Annotated in this window: 18 protein-coding genes and 1 other RNA gene; 13 read left to right on the forward strand and 6 right to left on the reverse strand. The window is 67.7% G+C overall.

Translation table 11 applies throughout. The annotated features are described in order from the left end of the window. From G7Y54_RS12135 to G7Y54_RS12170, 8 genes are all read left to right on the forward strand, one after another. Window positions 1-849: 4Fe-4S dicluster domain-containing protein (locus tag G7Y54_RS12135; RefSeq protein WP_165080278.1), on the forward strand; the 849-nt coding region annotated here is incomplete at its 5' end. Next, complete coding sequence (locus G7Y54_RS12140; RefSeq protein ID WP_165078416.1) at window positions 846-1,319, forward strand: FeS-binding protein; 474 nt, start codon at window positions 846-848, stop codon at window positions 1,317-1,319. The genes G7Y54_RS12135 and G7Y54_RS12140, both read left to right, overlap by 4 nt. A gap of 107 nt (window positions 1,320-1,426) precedes the next feature. Next, window positions 1,427-2,437 (forward strand): SMP-30/gluconolactonase/LRE family protein, encoded by a 1,011-nt coding sequence (locus tag G7Y54_RS12145; protein ID WP_165078415.1) that lies wholly within the window; start codon window positions 1,427-1,429, stop codon window positions 2,435-2,437. A gap of 656 nt (window positions 2,438-3,093) precedes the next feature. Further along, complete coding sequence (locus tag G7Y54_RS12150) at window positions 3,094-3,585, forward strand: flavodoxin (protein WP_165078414.1); 492 nt, start codon at window positions 3,094-3,096, stop codon at window positions 3,583-3,585. Continuing rightward, window positions 3,585-4,481 (forward strand): carboxymuconolactone decarboxylase family protein, encoded by an 897-nt coding sequence (locus G7Y54_RS12155; RefSeq protein ID WP_241159398.1) that lies wholly within the window; start codon window positions 3,585-3,587, stop codon window positions 4,479-4,481. Before G7Y54_RS12150 ends, G7Y54_RS12155 begins: the two co-directional genes overlap by 1 nt. A 126-nt stretch (window positions 4,482-4,607) precedes the next feature. Further along, on the forward strand, window positions 4,608-5,888 hold the full coding sequence (locus G7Y54_RS12160; protein WP_165078413.1) for an aldo/keto reductase: 1,281 nt from the start codon (window positions 4,608-4,610) through the stop codon (window positions 5,886-5,888). An 11-nt stretch (window positions 5,889-5,899) separates the two neighbouring features. Further along, a complete protein-coding gene (locus G7Y54_RS12165) occupies window positions 5,900-6,553 on the forward strand; it encodes a flavodoxin family protein (protein ID WP_206214961.1) in 654 nt (217 codons plus the stop codon). Between the two features lie 160 nt (window positions 6,554-6,713). Next, the gene (locus G7Y54_RS12170) at window positions 6,714-7,226 is read left to right on the forward strand and encodes a ferritin (protein ID WP_165078412.1); all 513 of its coding nucleotides are present in this window, start codon (window positions 6,714-6,716) and stop codon (window positions 7,224-7,226) included. A gap of 86 nt (window positions 7,227-7,312) precedes the next feature. On the opposite strand, the gene G7Y54_RS12175 is transcribed toward G7Y54_RS12170, so the two are convergent. From G7Y54_RS12175 to G7Y54_RS12200, 6 genes are all read right to left on the reverse strand, one after another. Continuing rightward, the gene (locus G7Y54_RS12175) at window positions 7,313-8,821 is read right to left on the reverse strand and encodes a tripartite tricarboxylate transporter permease (protein ID WP_165078411.1); all 1,509 of its coding nucleotides are present in this window, start codon (window positions 8,819-8,821) and stop codon (window positions 7,313-7,315) included. Between the two features lie 40 nt (window positions 8,822-8,861). Next, on the reverse strand, window positions 8,862-9,359 hold the full coding sequence (locus tag G7Y54_RS12180; RefSeq protein WP_165078410.1) for a tripartite tricarboxylate transporter TctB family protein: 498 nt from the start codon (window positions 9,357-9,359) through the stop codon (window positions 8,862-8,864). Window positions 9,360-9,449: 90 nt separating this feature from the next. Continuing rightward, the gene (locus G7Y54_RS12185) at window positions 9,450-10,406 is read right to left on the reverse strand and encodes a tripartite tricarboxylate transporter substrate binding protein (RefSeq protein ID WP_165078409.1); all 957 of its coding nucleotides are present in this window, start codon (window positions 10,404-10,406) and stop codon (window positions 9,450-9,452) included. 90 nt (window positions 10,407-10,496) lie between these two features. Beyond that, complete coding sequence (locus G7Y54_RS12190; RefSeq protein WP_165078408.1) at window positions 10,497-12,161, reverse strand: lipid II flippase MurJ; 1,665 nt, start codon at window positions 12,159-12,161, stop codon at window positions 10,497-10,499. Continuing rightward, window positions 12,161-14,656 carry a VacB/RNase II family 3'-5' exoribonuclease gene (locus tag G7Y54_RS12195; protein ID WP_165080281.1) on the reverse strand — a complete coding sequence of 832 codons (2,496 nt, stop codon included), beginning with the start codon at window positions 14,654-14,656 and terminating at the stop codon, window positions 12,161-12,163. The genes G7Y54_RS12190 and G7Y54_RS12195 overlap by 1 nt, the downstream gene beginning before the upstream one ends. A 71-nt stretch (window positions 14,657-14,727) precedes the next feature. Beyond that, on the reverse strand, window positions 14,728-15,435 hold the full coding sequence (locus G7Y54_RS12200) for a Bax inhibitor-1/YccA family protein (RefSeq protein WP_165078406.1): 708 nt from the start codon (window positions 15,433-15,435) through the stop codon (window positions 14,728-14,730). Between the two features lie 246 nt (window positions 15,436-15,681). Between G7Y54_RS12200 and zapB the strand changes: the two genes are divergently transcribed. The 5 genes from zapB (at window position 15,682) to G7Y54_RS12225 (ending at window position 19,008) form a co-directional block, all read left to right on the forward strand. After that, complete coding sequence (zapB, locus tag G7Y54_RS12205) at window positions 15,682-15,927, forward strand: cell division protein ZapB (RefSeq protein ID WP_165078405.1); 246 nt, start codon at window positions 15,682-15,684, stop codon at window positions 15,925-15,927. Between the two features lie 7 nt (window positions 15,928-15,934). Then, window positions 15,935-16,210 carry a cell division protein ZapA gene (locus G7Y54_RS12210; protein WP_241159397.1) on the forward strand — a complete coding sequence of 92 codons (276 nt, stop codon included), beginning with the start codon at window positions 15,935-15,937 and terminating at the stop codon, window positions 16,208-16,210. 55 nt (window positions 16,211-16,265) lie between these two features. Next, a non-coding RNA gene (gene ssrS / locus G7Y54_RS12215) (6S RNA) lies at window positions 16,266-16,451 on the forward strand. A gap of 317 nt (window positions 16,452-16,768) precedes the next feature. After that, entirely contained in the window at window positions 16,769-18,328 is a 1,560-nt protein-coding gene (gene rny / locus G7Y54_RS12220; protein WP_165078403.1) for a ribonuclease Y, read from the forward strand. Beyond that, on the forward strand, window positions 18,325-19,008 hold the full coding sequence (locus G7Y54_RS12225) for a TRIC cation channel family protein (RefSeq protein ID WP_165078402.1): 684 nt from the start codon (window positions 18,325-18,327) through the stop codon (window positions 19,006-19,008). Before rny ends, G7Y54_RS12225 begins: the two co-directional genes overlap by 4 nt. Window positions 19,009-19,316: the final 308 nt, after the last annotated feature.

Below are 19,316 nucleotides of genomic sequence, written 5' to 3' on the forward strand. Positions count from 1 at the left end.
ATCGACGTGGACGCCTGCAACGGCTGCGGGGCCTGCGTGAGCGCCTGCCGGGCGCGCAACCTCGCCCGGGTGCCGCTGCCCGTGCATCCCATCCCGCAGCCCTATCCGCCCTCGGTGCGCATCCAGGACTGGTCCGACCGGCGTGATGTCACCGATTGCCTCACGCCCTACAACTGGCTCTACATCCAGTCGTGCACCATCCGCACCGGCGGGGCCACGCGGCGGGTCTTCCTGCCGCGGCGCTGCATGCAGTGCGTGAACCCGCCCTGCGTCAACCTCTGCCCGGCCGGCGCCGCGCGCCAGCGGGCCACGGGCGCGGTCTATGTGGATGAAAATTTCTGCATCGGCGACGGCCGCTGTATCCGTTTCTGCCCGTGGATGATCCCGCGCCGGCAGTCGGGCGTGGGCATCTATCTCGACCTCGCGCCGCGCTATCTCGGCAATGGCCAGGTCTTCAAGTGCGACTATTGCCAGGACCTGCTGGCCGAGGGCCAGCCTCCGGCCTGCGTGAGCGCCTGCCCGCGCAAGGCGCAGCATTTCGGCCCCAGGGCCAAGATGTTCGCCCTGGCCGAAAAGCTCGCGGCCGAGCGCAAGGGCGACATCTATGGCCGCACCATCAACGGCGGCACCAATACCCTCTATGTGTCGGAGCTCACCTTCCGCGACATCGAGGTGGAATTGCTCAGGCAGGACCAGATCGGCGTGGGGCGCCCGAGCTTGCGCCCCCCCGGCGCGACCATGACGAAGGAGAATGACCTGCTCGGCTGGGTGCTGGCCGCGCCGCTGGCCGGGGCCGGGCTCGCGTGCCTGCGCCTCTGGCGCGACCGCCAGAAAGGACGGCGCCCATGAAAGACCGCGGCCCGCTCTTTTCCACCTTCATCCTCTTTCTCTGGAACGCGGCCGTGCTCACGGCCCTTGTGAGCGGCTTCGCGCACCTGCCCGTGGCCTACCGCTACGGGCTCATCGACACCTGGAACACCTCGCCCACGGTCATCCACTACTGGGCGGCGGCCGCGCTGCTCCTGCTGGCGGCCTATGCCGGGGTCATCTGGTTCGCGGAGAGCGCGGGCCGCTTCCGCCTGAGCCGCTGGGGGCGCCTGCGCTGCCTGCTCGTGACCCTGCTCGGCGTGAGCGGCCTCATCCTCATCCTGCACAACCTCGAGGATGTTTCCATCTACGGCGGCGCCTACGCCGGCTTCAAGCTCTGCCATCTCTTCTGCGCCGTGCTGTTCGCCGTCTTCCTGATCATCCGCGGCTCTCTGCGCTTATTGGGGCGCGGCCGCTGCGTCCTGCCGCTTTCCGGGGGCCGGCGCCGCTGACGGGCGCCCGGCATTTGAACGAAAAGGGCCATTGATTGCATATTTTGGTCCTTGCCGGGGCCCGGCCCCATGCTGATATATCCAAGACCGCACCTTCGGGGGAACCGATGAAGCTCTTCTGTGCCGCATTTTCCTGTCTCGTCCTGATCGCCTTTGCCCCCCCGGCCCGCGCCGCGGACGCCTTCAGCTACGAGGGCCGCGCGGCAACGCCGGCCCCCATCCCGCTCCCCGAGCAGGGCCTGCAAAGCGTGGAGGCCAGCCCGCTCAAGGTGGTGAACAGCGATCGCCACATCCTCGAGGGGGCGGTGTTCGACCGCGAGGGCAACCTCTATTTCTGCGATGTCACCGGCGGCAAGGTGCGGAAGCTCACGCCGGAAAACGAGCTCTCCGACCATGTGGTGCTGGACGGCCTCGCCCCGTGCGGGCTGGCCTTCGGGCCGGACGGCCGTCTCTTCATGGCGGTGAAAAACCCCGAGGGGAGCGCCGGCTCCATCCTCGCCGTTGCCGACGCCGGGGGGCGGCCCGAGGTCATCGTGGGCGCGGAGCAGGGGTATCTCCCCAATGACCTTGTCTTTGACGGCAAGGGCGGCCTCTATTTCAGCGACTGCAAGGGCTCGAGCACCGTCACTGGCGGCGGCATCGTCTACCGCGCGCCCGACGGCGCGCTCACCCTGGTCATCCCGGACATGGCGCAGGCCAACGGCGTGGCCCTCTCCCCGGACGATTCCGTCATCTGGGCCACGGAATACGCCCGCGAGCAGCTCCACAAGACCACGGTGAAGGACGCCACCAAGATCGTGCCCTTCCGCTCGCACATCCCCTACCGGTTCACCGGGCGCGGGCCGGACTCCATGCGCGTGGACGCGGACGGCAATGTCTATGTGGCCATGATGTCGCAGGGGCGCGTGCTCATCTTCAACCCCAACGGCTTCCCCATCGGGCAGATCCTGTTGCCCGGGCGGGACGAGGGGCAGAACCTGCTCTCCACGAGCCTCGCCATCCACCCGGAGAAAAAGGAAGTGCGCATCGTCTCGAGCAACCCGGCGGAGAGCGCCAGCGCCGACGCCGTGATCTTCACCGCGCCGGCCTTCGCCCCGGGTCTGAAGCTCGGAAAGTAAGTGGATTTTTCGCACGGTTTTTTGCGAGGTTACGTTATACAAAGCAGTTAAGAGACCTTCCTTAATTCCGTCTGGAGCGAAGCGGAAGACGGGTGCTGGTGCCGGAAGAATCCTAAAAAATAAGATTTTTCGGCGCTGGCGCGCTAGCCGTTGGCGAGGCTGCGAGCCTTGCGCCAGCCGTCGGCGAGCTTGCGAGCCATACGGATGGCGACAGCGGTTTCGTTGAATGATTGCCGCGTTACCTAACTGCTGTCTCCATCCGTAGCTTCCTGCGTCGCAACGGCTGGAGCACGGATAGCGACAGTGATAGCGTTGGCTGTCCAGCGCGGTAACTAACCGCTGTCTTCATCCGTAGCTTCCTTCGTCGCAACGGCTGAAGCAAGGAAGATAAAAATTTCCGAAGGGAGTGTACTTAAGTACTCGACCGAGGAAATTTTTCTCTGACGCAGCCAGCGCCGAAGCGCTAGCCGTTGGCGAGCTTGCGAGCCTTACGGATAGCGACAGCGGCTGGGTTGACGGGCTGCAGGGGTAACTAATTGCTGTCTCCATCCGTAGCTTCCTTCGTCGCAACGGCTGGAGCAAGGCTGTTTTTGACGGATAATTTCGGCATTAAGAGCGGCACGACAGCATCAACACTGCTTCCAAAGGAGCCTGCGTTGAACAAAACACTCGTCGCCTACTTTTCCGCCACCGGCACCACCGCGCGCGTGGCCCACGCGCTGGCCGGCGCCGCCGGCGCGGACCTCTACGCCATCACCCCGGCCGTGCCCTACACGGCGGCAGACCTCAACTGGCACGACAAGAAGAGCCGCTCGAGCCTCGAAATGGCCGACCCCGCCTCGCGCCCGGCCATCGCCGGGGAATTGCCGGACGTGGCGGCCTATGGCGTCATCTTCGTGGGCTTTCCCATCTGGTGGTACCAGGCGCCGCGCATCATCGAGACCTTTGTTGAGGGCCGCGACTTCAGCGGCAAGACCTTGGTCCCCTTTGCCACTTCGGGCGGCAGCCCCCTTGGCGAGAGCGGGGCCATTCTTGAAAAGCTCTGTCCCGGCAGCCGCTGGCTCGCGGGCAGGCGCCTCAACGCGGGCGTCACGGAGCGCGAACTGGCCGGCTGGCTGAAGCAACTGGGCCTCGGGGAGGGGCGCTGATGAAAGGCATGTACAGGAAGGCGGAAAACCTGCTGCGGCCGGGCGTGGCGCTGGCGCTGGCCGCGCTTTTGTGGTTCGGCATGGCGGGCGCGGCCGCGGCCGCGACGAAAGATACGGGAGGACAGGTCATGGACAGGGTACAGGCGGCGGAAAAGAACCGGCAGAAATGGCTGGGCCAAGGCCCATCCCCGCTGGCGGACACCGACCCGGAGCTCGCGGCCATGCGCGACCGCCTGGTTTATGGCGAGATCCTCAACGAAGGCACGCTCACTGACCGCCAGGCCGCGCTGGTGACGCTGGCCGCGCTCACGGCGAGCCAGGGCATTGACGCGCTTGCCGCGCGGGCCGAGGCGGCCCTGCGCGTGGGCGCAAGCGCGGCGGATATCCGCGAGGCGCTCTACCAGTGCGCGGCTTATGTGGGCTTTCCCCGGGTGGAGGCGGCCCTTCGCGTGGTGAACCCCGTGCTCACAAAGCACGGCGCCACGCTGCCCCTGCCCCCCGAGGCCACTGTGGACGAAAATACGCGCCTTGCCGACGGCCTCGCCGTGCAGCGCCAGATCTTCGGCGCCAAGGGCATCGACGCCATGCGGGAGAACGCCCCGGCCGGGCAGAAGGCCATCGTCGCCAATTACCTCAGCGCGTATTGCTTCGGCGACCTCTACACGCGCAAGGTGCTTGACCTCAAGCTGCGCGAGCTCATTACCTTCAGCGCCATCGTGGCCCTGGGCGGCTGCGACCCGCAGGCCAAGGCGCACGCCGGCGCCAACGTGAGCGTGGGCAACACGAAGCAGAACCTCGTGGACGCGCTCGCGGTGATGTTGCCGATCATCGGCTTCCCGCGCACGCTCAACGGCCTCGCCGCGGTCAACGCGGCGTTGCCGGAGGAAGCGCGCTAGACCGCTTTTGTGTCTGGCTGTAACGCAATAGGGGGATTGGATATTCCTTCATTCCGTCTGGAGCGAAGCGGAAGACAGGTGCACAACCACGCGCAAGCAGAACCAAGCCTTCGCTAAGGAGACTTCATGGACAGGCGTTCCTTTCTCAAGGGCGGCGCGGCCCTCGCGGCCGCACCGGCGCTGGGCGCCGTGGCGGGGCTCTCTCCGTCCTGGGCCGCGGCCCAGGACCCGGCCACTATCCGCAACTGGCACCCGGACATGCGCTACCGGCCGCACGGGCTCACCGGCGTGGGCGTGTCCGCGCTCGGCTTCGGCATGCTGCGCCTGCCCATGCTCGAGGACCGCAAGACCGTGGACGAGGCCAAAACCATCCCCATGCTGCGCCACGCCATCGAGCACGGCCTCAACTATGTGGACACGGGCTATGTCTATCTCGGTGGCCAGAGCGAGGCCGTCACCGGCAAGGCGCTGGCGGACGGCTACCGGGACCGCGTGTGGCTGACCTCCAAGTCGCCGTGGTGGATCATGGAGCGGCCCGAAGACTTCCACAAATTCTTCGACGAGTCGCGCCGGCGCCTCAACACGGATGTCATCGACTTCTACCACATCCACATGATTATGCACCGGGGCTGGAAGGACAAGGTGGTGCCCTTCCGCCTCGCCGAGAAAATGCAGGACCTGAAGGCGCAGGGCAAGATCCGTTTCGCGGGCTTTTCCTTCCATGACGGGGTGCCGCTCTTCAAGCGCGTGGTGGACGCCGCCCCGTGGGATTTCTGCCTCATCCAGCAGAACTATCTCGACACCGAGCACGAGGCCGGGCTCGTGGGCCTCAACTACGCGGCCGCCAACGGCATGGGCGTGTCCATCATGGAGCCCTTGCGCAACGGCTTCCTCGTGAAGCCGCCGGCCTTTGTGCAGGCCGAGCTCGACAAGGCGCCCAAGAAGCGGCACCCCGTGGAGTGGGCCTTTGATTACCTCTGGAACAAGCCCGAGGTGAGCGTGGTGGTGAGCGGCATGTCGTCCATGGACAATGTGCGCGACAACCTCGCCTATGCCGGGCGCTCGGCGCCGGGCATGCTGGACGCGGAGGAGCGGGCCGTCATCGGCCGCGCGGCGCGGGCCTATCGCGCGGCGCCCGGGGCCATCCCCTGCACGGGCTGCTACAACTGCATCCCCTGCCCGCAAAACGTGGCCATCGGCTACCTCTTCAACATGGTCTACAACCAGTACAAGGCCGACGGCGACAAGGCGCGGGCGCACCGGCTCGTCAACTACTCCATGTCGCCCGTGCAGCGCGGCGACAAGCCCGATGCCTGCAACGGCTGCGGCCTCTGCCTGCCCAAATGCCCGCAGGGCATCGACATCCCGGCGGAGCTTGGGCGCATCCGCAGGGAACTGGACCTCTAGGCGGGGATGGCATGGACAGGCGGGATTTTTTAAAGACAGCCGGCCCGCTGGCCCTGGGCGCGCTGGCGGGCGTTGCGGCGCCGCTGGGCGCCCCGGGCGTCGCCGCCGCGGAGGCGGAAGCAAAGGACAAGGCCATGAAGATACTGGTGCTCACGGGCAGCCCCCGGAAGAACGGCAATTCCAACCACCTTGCGATCCGCTTCATCGAGGGCGCCAAGGAGGCCGGGCACAGCGTCACGCGCTTTGACGCGGCGCAAAGCGACGTGCATCCCTGCATCGCCTGCAATTCCTGCGGCATGGACGGCCCCTGCATCTTCAAGGACGATTTCGAGACCGTGCGCGAGCATATCGTCCCGGCGGACATGGTGGTCTTTGCCACGCCCATGTATTATTTCGGCATCTCCGCGCAGCTCAAGGCGGTCATCGACCGCTTCTACGCCATCAACGGCCAGATCCACGTGCCCAAGAAGGCCGCCCTGCTCATGACCTACGCCAACACGGCGGCGGAACAGGCCGCGCCCATCGCCGCGCATTATGACGTTTTGCTCGACTATCTCGGCTGGGAGGACGCGGGCCGCGTCATCGCGCCCGGCGTCTGGGTGGAGGGCTCGGTGAGCAATACGCCCTATCCGCGGGCGGCCTACGAACTGGGCAGGAGCCTCTGAGCCGGCCTGTCGCGCCCCGGGCCTCCCCCGGCGCACTTGTCAAGACGGCCGCTTGGCCCTATGCTGCGTCCGCGCTGTCCGCTCCCCTGCGGGGGGCGCGGATGTGCGATCCACGAATGACGCAAAAAAACGCAGCTATCTGCGCCAAAGGAGAAACCCCATGGACAAGAAAGTCGCCGACCTGATCCGCGAACAGGTCACCAAGGAATTTTACTCCGCCTATCTCTACCTCGCCTTTTCCAACTACTACTACGAGGTGAGCCTGGACGGTTTCGGCCACTGGTTCGAGGTGCAGGCGCGGGAAGAGCAGCAGCACGCCATGAAGTTCCTGAAGTACCTTCAGGACAACAACGAAAAGGTGAAGCTCGGCACCATCGACGCGCCCGACGCTGTGTTCAACGACCACAAGGAGCCGCTGGACGCCGCCCTCAAGCATGAAAAGTACGTCACCTCGCTCATCAACACCATCTACCGCGAGGCGCGCGAGGTGGACGACTACCGCACCTGCCAGTTCCTCGACTGGTTCATCGCCGAGCAGGGCGAGGAGGAGAAGAACACGAGCGACCTTATCGCCAAGTACGATCTCTACGCCTCCGACCCCAAGGGCCTTTACCTGCTGAACTCCGAGCTCATGGGCCGCGTGGACACCACCGCCACGGATACGCAGGCCTAGTACCCGCCCTTCCCGGATATACGAAAAGCCGCGGCACCTCCCTTGCGGGGGCGCCGCGGCTTTCTGTTGTTCAGGCGTTTTCTTGCCTAGGCCGCGCCGTGCTTCTCCCTGAGCTTGCGCTCCATGCGGTTCATGAAGATGGGCGAGAGCAGCCCGAGCACGCAGAGCGCGATGAGCGCCCAGCAGAGCGGCGTGGAAAAGAGGATGGACGGGTCGCCGTCGCTCAGCATGAGCGAGCGCCGAAGCCCGCGCTCGCCGATGGGCCCGAGGATGAGCCCGAGCACGATGGCCGTGGCGTTCATGTCGAACTTGCGCACGAGGTAGCCCACACCGCCGAAGATGAGCATGATGGCCACCTCCACCACATTGTTGTGGATGGCGTAGGAGCCCACCACGCACAGCAGGAAGATGGACGGGATGAGGATGGCGTCCGAAAGGCGCGCGATATTGGCGAAGCCCTTGCACCCGAGCATGCCGATGCCGAGCATGAAGAACTGCACGAGCACGAAGCCCGCGAAGAAGGTGTAGGTCATGCCGGCATAGGTGGTGAAGAGCTCGGGCCCGGGCTGGAGGCCGTGAATGATGAGCCCGCCCATGAGCACGGCCGTCACCGACTCGCCCGGGATGCCCAAGGTGAGCATGGGAATGAGCGAGCCGCCCGTGACCGCGTTGTTGGCCGCCTCGGAGCCGGCCACGCCCTCGATGGAGCCCTTGCCGAACTCCTGCTTGGTCTTGGAGAAGCGCCGCGCCTCATTATAGCCGATGAAACAGGCGATGGAGGCGCCCGCGCCGGGCAGGATGCCCACGATGTTGCCGATGATCCACGAGCGGATGATGGTCGGCGAGATTTTTTTCAGCTCGCCGCGGCTCAGGCTGAAGCGGTCCTTGAACTTGGCCGCCGCGGGCCTGGCCTGGATGCGCTTTTCCGCCAGGATGAGCACCTGCGACATGGAAAAGAGGCCGATGAGCGCGCAGGTCACGTCCACGCCGTTGTAGAGCGTGCTCTGGCCGAACATGAAGCGCGGCACGCCCTCCATGGGGTCCATGCCCACCGTGGAGATGAGCAGCCCGAGCACGCCGCTCATGAGGCCCTTGATCATGGACTTGGACGACACGCCCGCGATGATGGTCAGCCCGAAGAGCGAGAGCCAGAAATATTCCGGGCTCTTGAACTTCATGGCGAGCTGCGCCAGGGGCGGCGCGAAGAAATAGAGCGAGATGCAGCTCAAAAGGCCGCCGCAGAAGGAGGCGAAGCAGGCCACGGTGAGCGCCTTGGCCGCCTGCCCGCGCAAGGTGAGCTGGTAGCCCTCGATGGCCGTGGCCGCCGAGGCCGGCGTGCCGGGGGTGTGGATAAGGATGGCGCTGATGGAGCCGCCGAAGATGGCGCCGCAATAGATGCCGCCCAGGATGATCAGGCCCGTGGCCGGGTCCATGCCGAAGGTCACGGGCAAGAGCAGGGCCACGCCCATGGCGGCGGAAAGGCCGGGCAGGCAGCCGATGGTCACGCCCACGGCCGTGGCCGCGGCCATGAGCAGGAGGTTGAGCGGGCTTAAGGCTTGCAGGAAGCCCGTGCCCATGAGCGCCAGAGTGTCCATGCGTCGTCCTTATGTGAGGTGGGCGTGGCGAAAATCGGGCCTAGCCGAACAGGATGCCGCGCGGCAGCGGCACCTTGAGAAAGAGCGTGAACACCGAGTAAATGAGGATGCCGAGCACGGCCAGCGTGATGGCCATGTGCAGGAGCGGCACCTTGAGGCGCCACATGACCGCCACCATGTATATGAGCCCGGCCGGGTAAAAGCCCACATAGTGCATGAGCGCGAGATAGGCCACCGAGGCGATGACCACAAAGAAGAACTGGCCGGGCAAAAAGCCCTTGAAAATCTCGGGCAGGTCGTTGACGAGGCCGGGCTTTTCGGGCGTGGGCGCCGGGATGCCGGCCTCCTCGATGGCCGGTCGCCCGGTGAAGAGCCGCCAGAGGCGCGAGGCGAGATAGAGCGTGTTCAGCCCGGCCAGCCCGGCGATGAGGCAGAGCGGATAGATTTGCGCCGCGGCTTTGAGTTCGAGGGTCATCACAAGGAAGAGCAGGCAGGTGGCGTAGATGATGGCCACCACGCCGATGTCGGAGCGGGTCATCTTGGCTCCTCGTGTTGGGCGCTGTGCGACGCCGCGGGCCCGGACGGAAGCTGTCCCGTCCGGGCCTTGCGGCAAGGCTGCTTGGAAAGGCTACTTGTAGAGGTTGGAAACCACGTCCTTGCAGAACTTCTCCTGGTCGGCGATGAGGTCCGCGTAGGCCTTGTTGTCCTTGAAGTCGATGGTCATGCCGGCCTTTTCATGGGCCGCGATGTTTTCCGGGTCTTCCATGGTCTTGCGGAAGGCGTCCACATAGAACTCGATGATCTCCGGGGGCGTGCCCTTGGGGGCCACGAGGCCGCGCGCCGCGCCGTACCACTTGTCATAGTAGCCCTGCTCGCCCAGGGTGGGCACGTCGGGCATCTCGGGCAGGCGCTTTTCGGAGAACACGCCGAGCACGCGCAGCTCGGGCTTGTCGCCCTTGATGAGCTGGGCCACGTCCGCCACCTTGGCGCAGGAGAAGTCCACCTCGCCCTGGCGCAGGGCGAGCAGCTGATCGGCCGTGCCGCCGTAGGGGATGGCCTTGTAGTCGAAGCCCGCGCTCTTGGCGAGCAGCTGGGCCGCGGTGTGGTTGGAGGCTTCCACGCCGTTGGTGGAGGCGCGGTAGGTGGGCTTGGCCTTGCAGGCCTCCACGAGGTCCTTGAGGCTCTTCCACGGGCTGTCGGCCTTGACCACCACCACGCCGGTCTCGGAAAGATGGTTGGCGATGGGCACCACGTCGGCCACGCTGAAGGTGGAGTCGGGCATGGTGGCGAGCGTGGTGAAGGTGGGCAGGTTGATGAAGCCGATGGTCTGGCCGTCGGGCTTGGCGTTCACAAGCTGGGTCCAGCCGATCTTGCCGTCAGCGCCGGGCAGGTTGTTGATGACGAGCGTCTTGCCCACATGCTTCTCCGCTTCGGAGGCGAGCAGGCGCGCGCCCGTGTCCGTGCCGGAGCCGGCCTTGTAGGCCACGATGACGTTCACGTCGCCCGTGGGCTTCCAGTCGGCGGCGGAAACGAGGGCCGGGGTCAGCAGCAGGGCAAGGGCGAGCAGGACGAGACATTTTTTCATGGAGCATCCTCCCGGAAATAAAGTGGCCGGAAAAAAGTGGCGAAGCCGGCGCCGGGCGCCGCGCCCGGCGTTGGTGCGATGCAGGGATTCTCATGTATCTTTGTCGTTTTGGCAAGCGTCCTCGGGCGCCGTGGGCCTGTCTTTGTGCCGGGCCAGGCGCTGCCGGACGGGCCTCGCCGCCATGTCGAGCAGTTCCGGCGCCACAAGGCGCGCCAGCGGCACGCCCACCAGCGCGAAGGCCGCGCCGCTCGCCGTGAGCGCCACGCAGGCGGCGAAAAAGGGCGCAATCGTAAGCCGCGCGAGCGTGGCGTCGGCCACTAGCCACGCCACGCCCGCGGCCGGCAGCGAGCAGGCGAGACAGCGGCCCGTGAGCGGCGCAAGGCCCGCAAAGGCCGCCCCCCCGTGGCGGCGCGCCCAGATGAGGATGAGCCAGACAACATAGGCGCTGACGCCGAGGCCCGACAGCGCGGCCACGGCCCAGGCGCCCAGCGGCACGGCGAGGAAATACTGGAGGGGAATGCAGGCGATGGTCACCGCCGTGCCCGTGAGCGCCGGGGTGAGGGTGTCGCCGTGGGCGTAATAGGCGCGCACGAGCACCATGTAAAAGATCCAGAAGGGCGCCGGCGCGAGCATGAGCCTCGTCAGCGGCAGCGCCGCCAGCGTCTCCTCCGGCCCGAAGCGCCCGCCCTGGAAGATGATGCCGAGGATGGGCCACGATGCCGCCATCATCCAGAGCGCGCAGGGGATGATGAGGCCCAGGCTCGCGGCAAGGGCCGTGCGCAACGTCGCGGCGAAGCGCTCGTTCTCGCCATCGGACAAAAGGCGCACGAGAAAGGGATAGGAGGCCACGGCCGCGGCCTGCCCCACGAGGCCCACGGGCACCTGCGCGATGCGCCGGCCATAGTTCAGCAGGCTCACGGCGCCGTCGCCCACGAGGCTCCCGAAGACGCGCAAAAACTGCTCGTCGAGCATGACCACGGTCTGCCCGAGCATGAGCGGCAGCGCGATGAAGAGGAAGCGCAGGATCAGCGGATGCCGCCACACGAAGGAGAGCCTGAGGCCCCCGGCCCGCGCGGCCTGGAAAGGCAGGAGGAAAGCCCCGAGCCCGGCGCCCAGGGTCACGCCCACGCAATACCCTGTCATGCCGAGATGACCGGGGCCAAGATGCCCGCCCTTGCCGAACAGTGCCCCGGCCCCCGGCAAAAGCGGCAACAGCAGGCCCATGGCGATGATGGCGCCGTTATAGATGAGCGGCGTGAGCGCGGGCACGCTGAACTGCCGCCTGAGCAGCAAGAGCGCCGTGAAGCACGCCCCGGCGAGAAAGAACACCTGCGCCGGCAGGATGATGCGCATGAAAAAGGCGAGGCGTCCCAGGGCCTCGGGGCTGAAGCCCGGCGCGGTGAGCCGCGCGAGCTGCTCGGCCCAGATCATGCCCGCGCCCGTGAGCGCCAGCGAGGATACGAGCATCCAGAAGAACACGCAGGAGAAAAACCGCCACGCGTCGGCCTCGTCCTCGCGGAAGCGCGCCGCGAGGAGCGGGATGATGGTGATGGACATGAAGCCGCCGGCCAAGAGGTAATTGATGATGTCCGGCACCACGAAGGCCGCGAAATAGAGGTCGGCCTCGCCGCCCGCGCCGAACTGCCAGGAGATGACCTTGTCGCGCACAAGGCCCATGAGGCGCGAGAGCACGGCGCTGGCCGCGAGGATGAGCGCGGCAGCGCCCATGCGCTGGCGGGCGGTGAGCAGGGGCATCAGCGGGCCTTGTCCCCGCGCCGGTGCCGCCCTGCGGAAGTGCGGGGGCGCTCCCGCCGGGGTGCCTTGCCGGCGCTTGCGGGCTTGCCGTCCCGCTCGGGCTGTCCGCGCCGGCCGGAGCTTGCGGGCCTGGCGGGCCTTTTCCGCTCCTCGCCGGCGCCGCTCCCGGAACGGGAGTTCCGCCCCCCGCGCGCCGGGCCCCCCTTGCGCGGGGCTCTCCCCTGCGCGGGCAGCGTGAGTGGCAACAGGCGGATCTCGAGCCTGCCCATGTCCACCTCTTCAAGGCGCACCTTCACGGGCTCGCCCAGCTTCCAGACGCGGCCCAGGCGCTCGCCCGTGAGGCTGAGGCGGTCGGGGGCGTACACGTACCAGTCGTCCGTGAGGTCTTCGAGGCGGATCATACCTTCAACAGGCATGCCGTCGAGCTCCACGAAGATGCCGAAGGGCGTGACGCCGCTGATGACGCCGTCAAGCCGCTCGCCCTCTCGCCCCGAGAGACTCAGGCAGGCGAGGCGGCGCGCCATTTCGCGCTCGCACTCCATGGCCGCGCGCTCGCGGCGGTTGAGCTGGTCGCCGATGCGCAAAAGGCGCTGCCCGGCCGGGATCTCGCCGCACGGCTTGCCCAGCGCCGCCTTGAGCGCCCGGTGCACGAGCAGGTCCGCATAACGGCGGATGGGCGAGGTGAAGTGGCAATAGTCGGTGGAGGCCAGCCCGAAATGGCCCTGGTTCTCCGGCTGGTACCGGGCCTGGGGCAGCGCCCGCAGGCAGAGGCGGTTGACCACATATTCCTGCGGCGAGCCCTGGGCGCGGGCCAGGATCTCGCGCAGGGCCGCGGCGTTCGGCTTGCCGTTCACCCGAAGGCGCGGCGGCAGGCTCTCCAGCGCCGTGGCCTCGAGGGTGGTGAACAGCGCCTCCAGGCGCTCCGCATCCGGCTCGGGGTGGACGCGGTAGAGAAATTCCGGCGTGCCCCGGGCGCCGAGCCAGCGGGCCACGGCCTCGTTGGCTGCAATCATGAATTCCTCGATGAGCCGGTGCGCGTCGTGGCGCTCGGCCACGCCCACGCCGGTCACGCGGCCGTCCTGCCCGAACTGGTAGCGGGCCTCGGGCAGGTCGAAATCGAGGCTGCCCCGCGCCCTGCGCGCCTCCCGCAACACGCGGTACAGGGCGAAGGCCTCGTCCAGCATGGCGAGCACCGCTTCCCCGCGCGGCTGTTCGCGGATGGCGCGCCGCGCCGCCTCGTCCCGGTCGAGCACGGCGTCGCGCACCGCGTCATACGTGAGGCGCGCGGCCGAGCGCATGACCACCGGCGCAAAGCGCGGCTCGCCCGGACGCCCCCTTTCGTCAAGGGGCAGCTCCACCATCATGGCGAGCCGGTCTTCCCCGGGCTTCAGGCTGCACAGGCCGTTGGAGAGCGCGGGCGGCAGCATGGGCTCCACCGAGCGCGGAAAATACCAGGAATTGCCGCGGGCAAGCGCCTCTGCGTCGAGCGCCCCGGTGGCTCCCGCGCCGCCCTGGCCGCCGCGCCCGGGCCGCACGTAGTGGCTCACGTCGGCGATGGCCACGCGCAAAAGCCAGCCCTTGCCGCGCTTCTCCACGTGCACGGCGTCGTCAAAGTCGCGCGCGTCCGCGCCGTCGATGGTCACGAGCGGGAGATGGCGCACATCCTCGCGGCCGGCCACGTCTTCGGGGGTGGGCCCGGCGGGGAGGGCCGCGGCCTCGGCGAGCGCGGCCGGGGGAAATTCGCGCGGCGCCTCGTGGTTGAGCTTGACGAGCTCCTCCTGCACGGCCACGTCGTCCTCGCGGCCATAGGCGCCCGCGAGCCGCGCGCTCCAGAGGTCCGAGGCCAGCTCCGCCTCGGGGGTGACAAGGAGGAGCGTCCCCGCCTCCAGGCGCCCCCCCTGGGGCAGGCCCGGTACCCCGCCTTCGGGCAGGGAAACGCTGAAATTCACCGGGATGCGGCTGTCCGCCGGGCGGCAGAAGAGCGTCACCCCGGTGCGGCGCACCAGATGCACCGGCACTTCCTTGTTCGCCCGCTCGAGGATGTGGGTCACGCGGCCTTCGGGCGCGCGCGAAAGGCCGTGGCCGCGGCCCTCCCTGCCGGGCACGGCCACGGCGCTCACGAGGTCGCCGTGCCAGGCGCCCCCGCGCTGGGCCGGATGGATGAAGAGCTCGGGGCCGGCCGCCGCGCCGTCCTCGCGCACGGGCGTCACGAAGCCGCCGCCGTCGCGCAGGGCGCGGTAACGGCCCGTGACCTGGCGCAGGCTTTCGGGCCGCGTCCACAGGCCGCCGGCGAGGCGCAGGAGGCGCCCCTCGCGGGCGAGGGCCGCGAGCTCCGCCTCGAGCTGCCGTTTCCCTTGGCGCGGGACGCGCGCGGCCCGCAAAAGCGCGTCCAAGCGCAGGGGGCGCGCCTGGCGGTCGAAGATGGCCAGGAGCTCGTCGCCGGCCGGAACGGCGCCGGCGCGGCTGTCAGTGCGGTGTTTCTTGGGTTTTTTCATGGCGTGGAAATAGAAAACAGGGGCAAAAGGCGAGCCCTTTGCCCCTGCGTCCGTTGAGGTTTTTGCGCCGGCTAGTCGCGGTTGCCGCCGAAAAGCTGGAGCAGCATGAGGAAGATGTTGATGAAGTCGAGGTAGAGGGTCAGCGCGCCCAAGATGGCCCCGCGGCGCACGGCCGTGCCGTCCTCGAGGGGCGCGCCCTCGCCGAAGCGGCGCAGCTTCTGGGTGTCATAGGCGGTGAGCCCGGTGAAGATGAGCACCCCGAGGCAGCTCACGATGAAGTTCATCATGGTGCTCTTCAAAAAGAAGTTCACCACCATGGCGATGAGGATGCCGATGAGGCCCATGAAGAGGAAGTTGCCGAAGCCCGTGAGGTCGCGCTTGGTCACGGTGCCGTAGACCGACATGGCGAGGAAGGTGCCCGTGGTCACGAGGAAGGCCGTGCCGATGGACGCGATGGGATAGACCACGAAGATGGACGAGAGCATGGCCCCGGTGAGCGCCGAATAGAGCAGGAAGAGCCCCGTGGCCGCGCCGGCGGAGAGCTTGTTGATGGCCGCCGAGAGCGCGATGACGAGGCCGAACTGGGCGAGCACCAGTAAAATCATGACCAGGCTGTTGCCGAGGACGGCGTCGCGGATGGCCGGTGTGCCGGCCACGCCGTAGGCCACCACCGTGGTGACGGCGAGGCCCGCGGTCATCCACTGGTAGACGTGGCGCATATAGACGGAAGCCACGCTCGAGACGCGGCCTTGGGCGATGGTATTGGGGAAGGGTGCCATGGAAAGCCTCCGTAGGAGTCCATAAGGTAGTGGGCCGGGCCGCGAGCCCGGAACGGCCGCCGGAGCGTGCCGAAAAGGGGCGCCCGCGCCACTCTGCGCGAAAATGCCCCGCCTTCTCTAAGTATATAGGATTTTCCCCCGCTTGCGCAAGGCCCGCGGGCCGCCCTTCCCCCCGGCCTTGCGCAAAATGCGCCCCGCCGGAGAAGCGCCTTGCAAGACGGGCGTGCCGGTGCTAGTGTGGAAGCCATGGAACTTCTGGAACAGCTTGAGGCGCGTGTCGCCGAACTCCTGGCCCGGCTGGACCGTCTGCGGGCCGAGAATGCGCACCTGCGCGCCGAGCTTTCCGCTCAGGGCGTGGAATCGTCCGGGCTGGAAGAAGAAAACCGCAGGCTGCATGAATCCCTCGCCCGCGAGGAAGGGCGGCGCGCCGAGGCGCTCCAGCGCATCGACGCCCTGCTGCGCAAGATCCAGGAGCATGACAGCGTCGAGTAGGCTATTTGTGAGTGATACCAACATCAACCTTACCGTTCTTGGCGTGGACATCGCCTTCCGGGCCGGGGCCGACATGGAGCGCGCCCGCGAAGCGGCCCGGCTGGTGGAAGAACGGTTTGCGCGCGGAAAAACGAGGTCCCAGGGCGGCCAGGGCAGGGAGATCCTGCTCACCTTTCTGGCCCTAGGCCTGGCGGATGAACTGTTGCAGTTGAAGAAAACGCAGAATGACGCGCGGCGGCGCATTGCCGCGCTTCTTGCACGGATAGAGAATTCCGAAGAATAGGCGGCGGCCTTGGGGGGCGCAGCATTCTCCCCAAGGCCCGCACAAGGAGCAGACATTTTCCCTGGAGTCCGCGTGATTTGCGCCTCGGCGCTAACCTGACAAGCATATGCAAAAGGGCGTCGGTCTCTGCGGCCCGTGTGCAAGCCCGCCTTGGGCGGGAAGCCTGACGGCCGCATACGGATGCCCGACCTGGGAAACCAGGTTCTGCACCGCAGGCGCGACACGGTTCTCTGGGGTTCTTGAACGTTCGCGGGATTTCCTTTCGGGGGTGCCGGCCCTGCCGCGCCCCCGGAAAACCAGGCCAGGCGCAGGCGCCTTTCGCCGGCTGGCGCTGGTTTTTCGTGCCGTGCCGCCCGGCGTTTCGCCTGTGGCGGCGCTGGCCCCGCATCCCGGGGCATGACGGCATTCTGTCGGGCCGGTTCCGGCCCGGCTTCACACGCGCTTCCGTTCGCATCCGGCCTTGGCCGCAAGGGCTTGCCGCCCCGGCATGATGTGCGGCGCATTTTTGCGCCGTCCCTTCGGCGCCCCGGGCGCCGAACCGAAGCGAGGCTGGTTTCAATGGACCCAATCATCATCGCGGCGCTCTGCGGGGCCGTGCTGGCCGGTTGCCTGGCCGGCATGCTCGTGCAGCGCCATCTCGCGGCCAAGCGCGTCGGCGACGCCGACGAGCTCGCGCGGCGTATCGTGGAAGAGGCCCGCAAGGAGGCCCAGGCCCAGAAAAAGGAGCTCCTGCTCCAGGGCCAGGACGATCTTTTCAACCAGAAGCGCGAACTGGAAAACGAGTTCCGCGAGCGGGAGCGCGATGTCAAGCAGCGCGAGCGCAAGCTGGACGAAATGGGCGGCCGCCTCGAGGAAAAGCTGGAAAAGGCCGCGGCCCGCGAGCTCGACCTGCTCTCGGCGGAAAAGGAACTGGCCCGCAAGGAGCGCGAGCTCTCCGAATCCGAAACCTTTTTGCAGGAGCGCATCAGCGAGCAGGAGCGGCGCCTTTCCGAGATCGCCGGCCTCACGCCGGACGAGGCCCGGGCGCGGCTGCTCGCCGACATCGAGGCGCGCACGCGCCACGAATCCGCCAAGATGATCCGCCAGATCGAGACCCAGGCCCGCGAGACCGCCGACCGCAAGGCCAAGGACATTCTCTGCAATGTCATCCAGCGCTATGCCGGCGACTATGTGAACGAGCAGACCGTGACCGCCGTCACCCTGCCGAGCGAGGACATGAAGGGCCGCATCATCGGCCGCGAGGGGCGGAATATCCGCGCGCTGGAGGCCGCCACCGGCGTTGACCTCATCATCGACGACACCCCGGAGACGGTCATCCTCTCGGCCTACAGCCCGCTCAGGCGGCAGGTGGCGCGCATGGCGCTCGAGCGCCTCATCCAGGACGGCCGCATCCACCCGGCGCGCATCGAGGACGTGGTCCAGAAATGCCAGCAGGAGCTCGACGTGCAGGTGCGCGAGGTGGGCGAACAGGCCACCTTCGACGCGGGCGTGCACGGCATCCACCCGGAAATCGTGCGCCTCTTGGGCCAGTTGCGCTACCGCACCTCGTTCACGCAGAACGTGCTCCAGCACTCGCTGGAGGTCTCGGCGCTGTGCGGCATGCTGGCCGCCGAGCTCGGCATGGACGTGCGCAAGGCCAAGCGCGCGGGCCTGCTCCACGACATCGGCAAGGCCGTGGACCACGAGGTCGAGGGCCCGCACGCCCTCATCGGCGCGGACATCGCCAAGAAGTACAACGAGAGCCCGGACATCGTGCACGCCATCGCGGCCCACCACGAGGACCAGCGGCCCTCCACGGCGCTGGCCGTGCTCGTGCAGGCGGCCGACTCCATCTCCGGCGCGAGACCGGGCGCGCGTAAGGAACTTCTGGAGAACTACGTCAAGCGCCTGGAAGACCTTGAGGGCATCGCCACCAGCTTCGAGGGCGTCACCAAGGCCTATGCCATCCAGGCCGGCCGCGAGGTGCGCGTCATGGTGGACGCGGACAGCGTGGACGACGACGCCACCTACCTGCTCTGCAAGGACATTGCCGAGAAGATCGAGAAAAACCTCACCTATCCGGGGCAAATCCGCGTGACCGTCATCCGCGAGCGCCGGGCCGTGGGCCTCGCCAAGTGACCGAGGCGACGGCCCTTCTGGTGGAGCTGCTGGACGCGGCCTGCGCCGTGCTTCTCTCCGCTGCCGCCGCCTGGCGGGCGCGGGGCTTCGGCGCGCACTTCACCGGGGCCGTGGTTCTGGGCTGTCTTTGCGGGCTCATGGCCGGCCTCACGCGCGAGACCCTGCTCCACGGGACAGCCGGCACGCGCCTCGTCTTGGGCGAGCTGCCCGGGCCGGCGCTGGCCGGGGCGCTCCTCGGGGCGCTGGCAGCGGCCGGGGCCGCGGCGCTGGCGCGCAAGCGCACGGGCGCTTCCGGGGCGCTCGGCGGGCGCGGCCTCTTTTTCTGGCTGGACAGCCTGGGGCTTTTCCTCGCCACCTCACTGGGCGTGTTCTGCGCCCTGCGCGAGATCGGCGCCACGGGCGCGCTGGCGCTGGGCCTTCTGGCCGGCCTCGCGCCGGGCTTCGTGCGCGACACGGCCCTGGGCGACACCGCCCGCTTCGTGGAGCAGTCGTGGTACGCCACGGCCGCGGCGCTGGGCGCCATGGCGACCATCCTGCTGCTCATCCTGCCGCCGAGCTTTGGCGGCGCATGGCCCTTGCCACAGGATTGGCGCTGGCTCTGGCCATGGGCCAGCATCTTCGGCGGCGCGGCCGTGGCCCTCGCCTTGCGCCTCTGGCGCGGCAGCAGGGGGGAGGAGTAACGGCGGAGGATTCTTCCGGCACCATCGCTGCTGTCGATGCCCGTAGGGCTCGCTTTGCTCGCCAACGGGCACGGCGCTTCGCGCCGCCATCCGGTCGCAGCCACCGGCGGTCGCTGCGCTCCAGCCGGAAGGTGGAAGGGCTCCCATCCGTGGGCGGAATATTTTTTTGAAAAAAACCTGTTGACAATCCCGGGGGGCGTGGCTACTTTCCCCCTCCGCGCCGAGAACCGGGGCAAGTGAAAAAATTTTCGCAAGGCCCCTTGACAAGGGCGGGAATCGGACGCATATAACGCGTCGCGCCGCGAAAA

It is taken from the genome of Desulfovibrio sp. ZJ746 (genome assembly GCF_011039155.1).
Lineage (GTDB): Bacteria > Desulfobacterota > Desulfovibrionia > Desulfovibrionales > Desulfovibrionaceae > Desulfovibrio.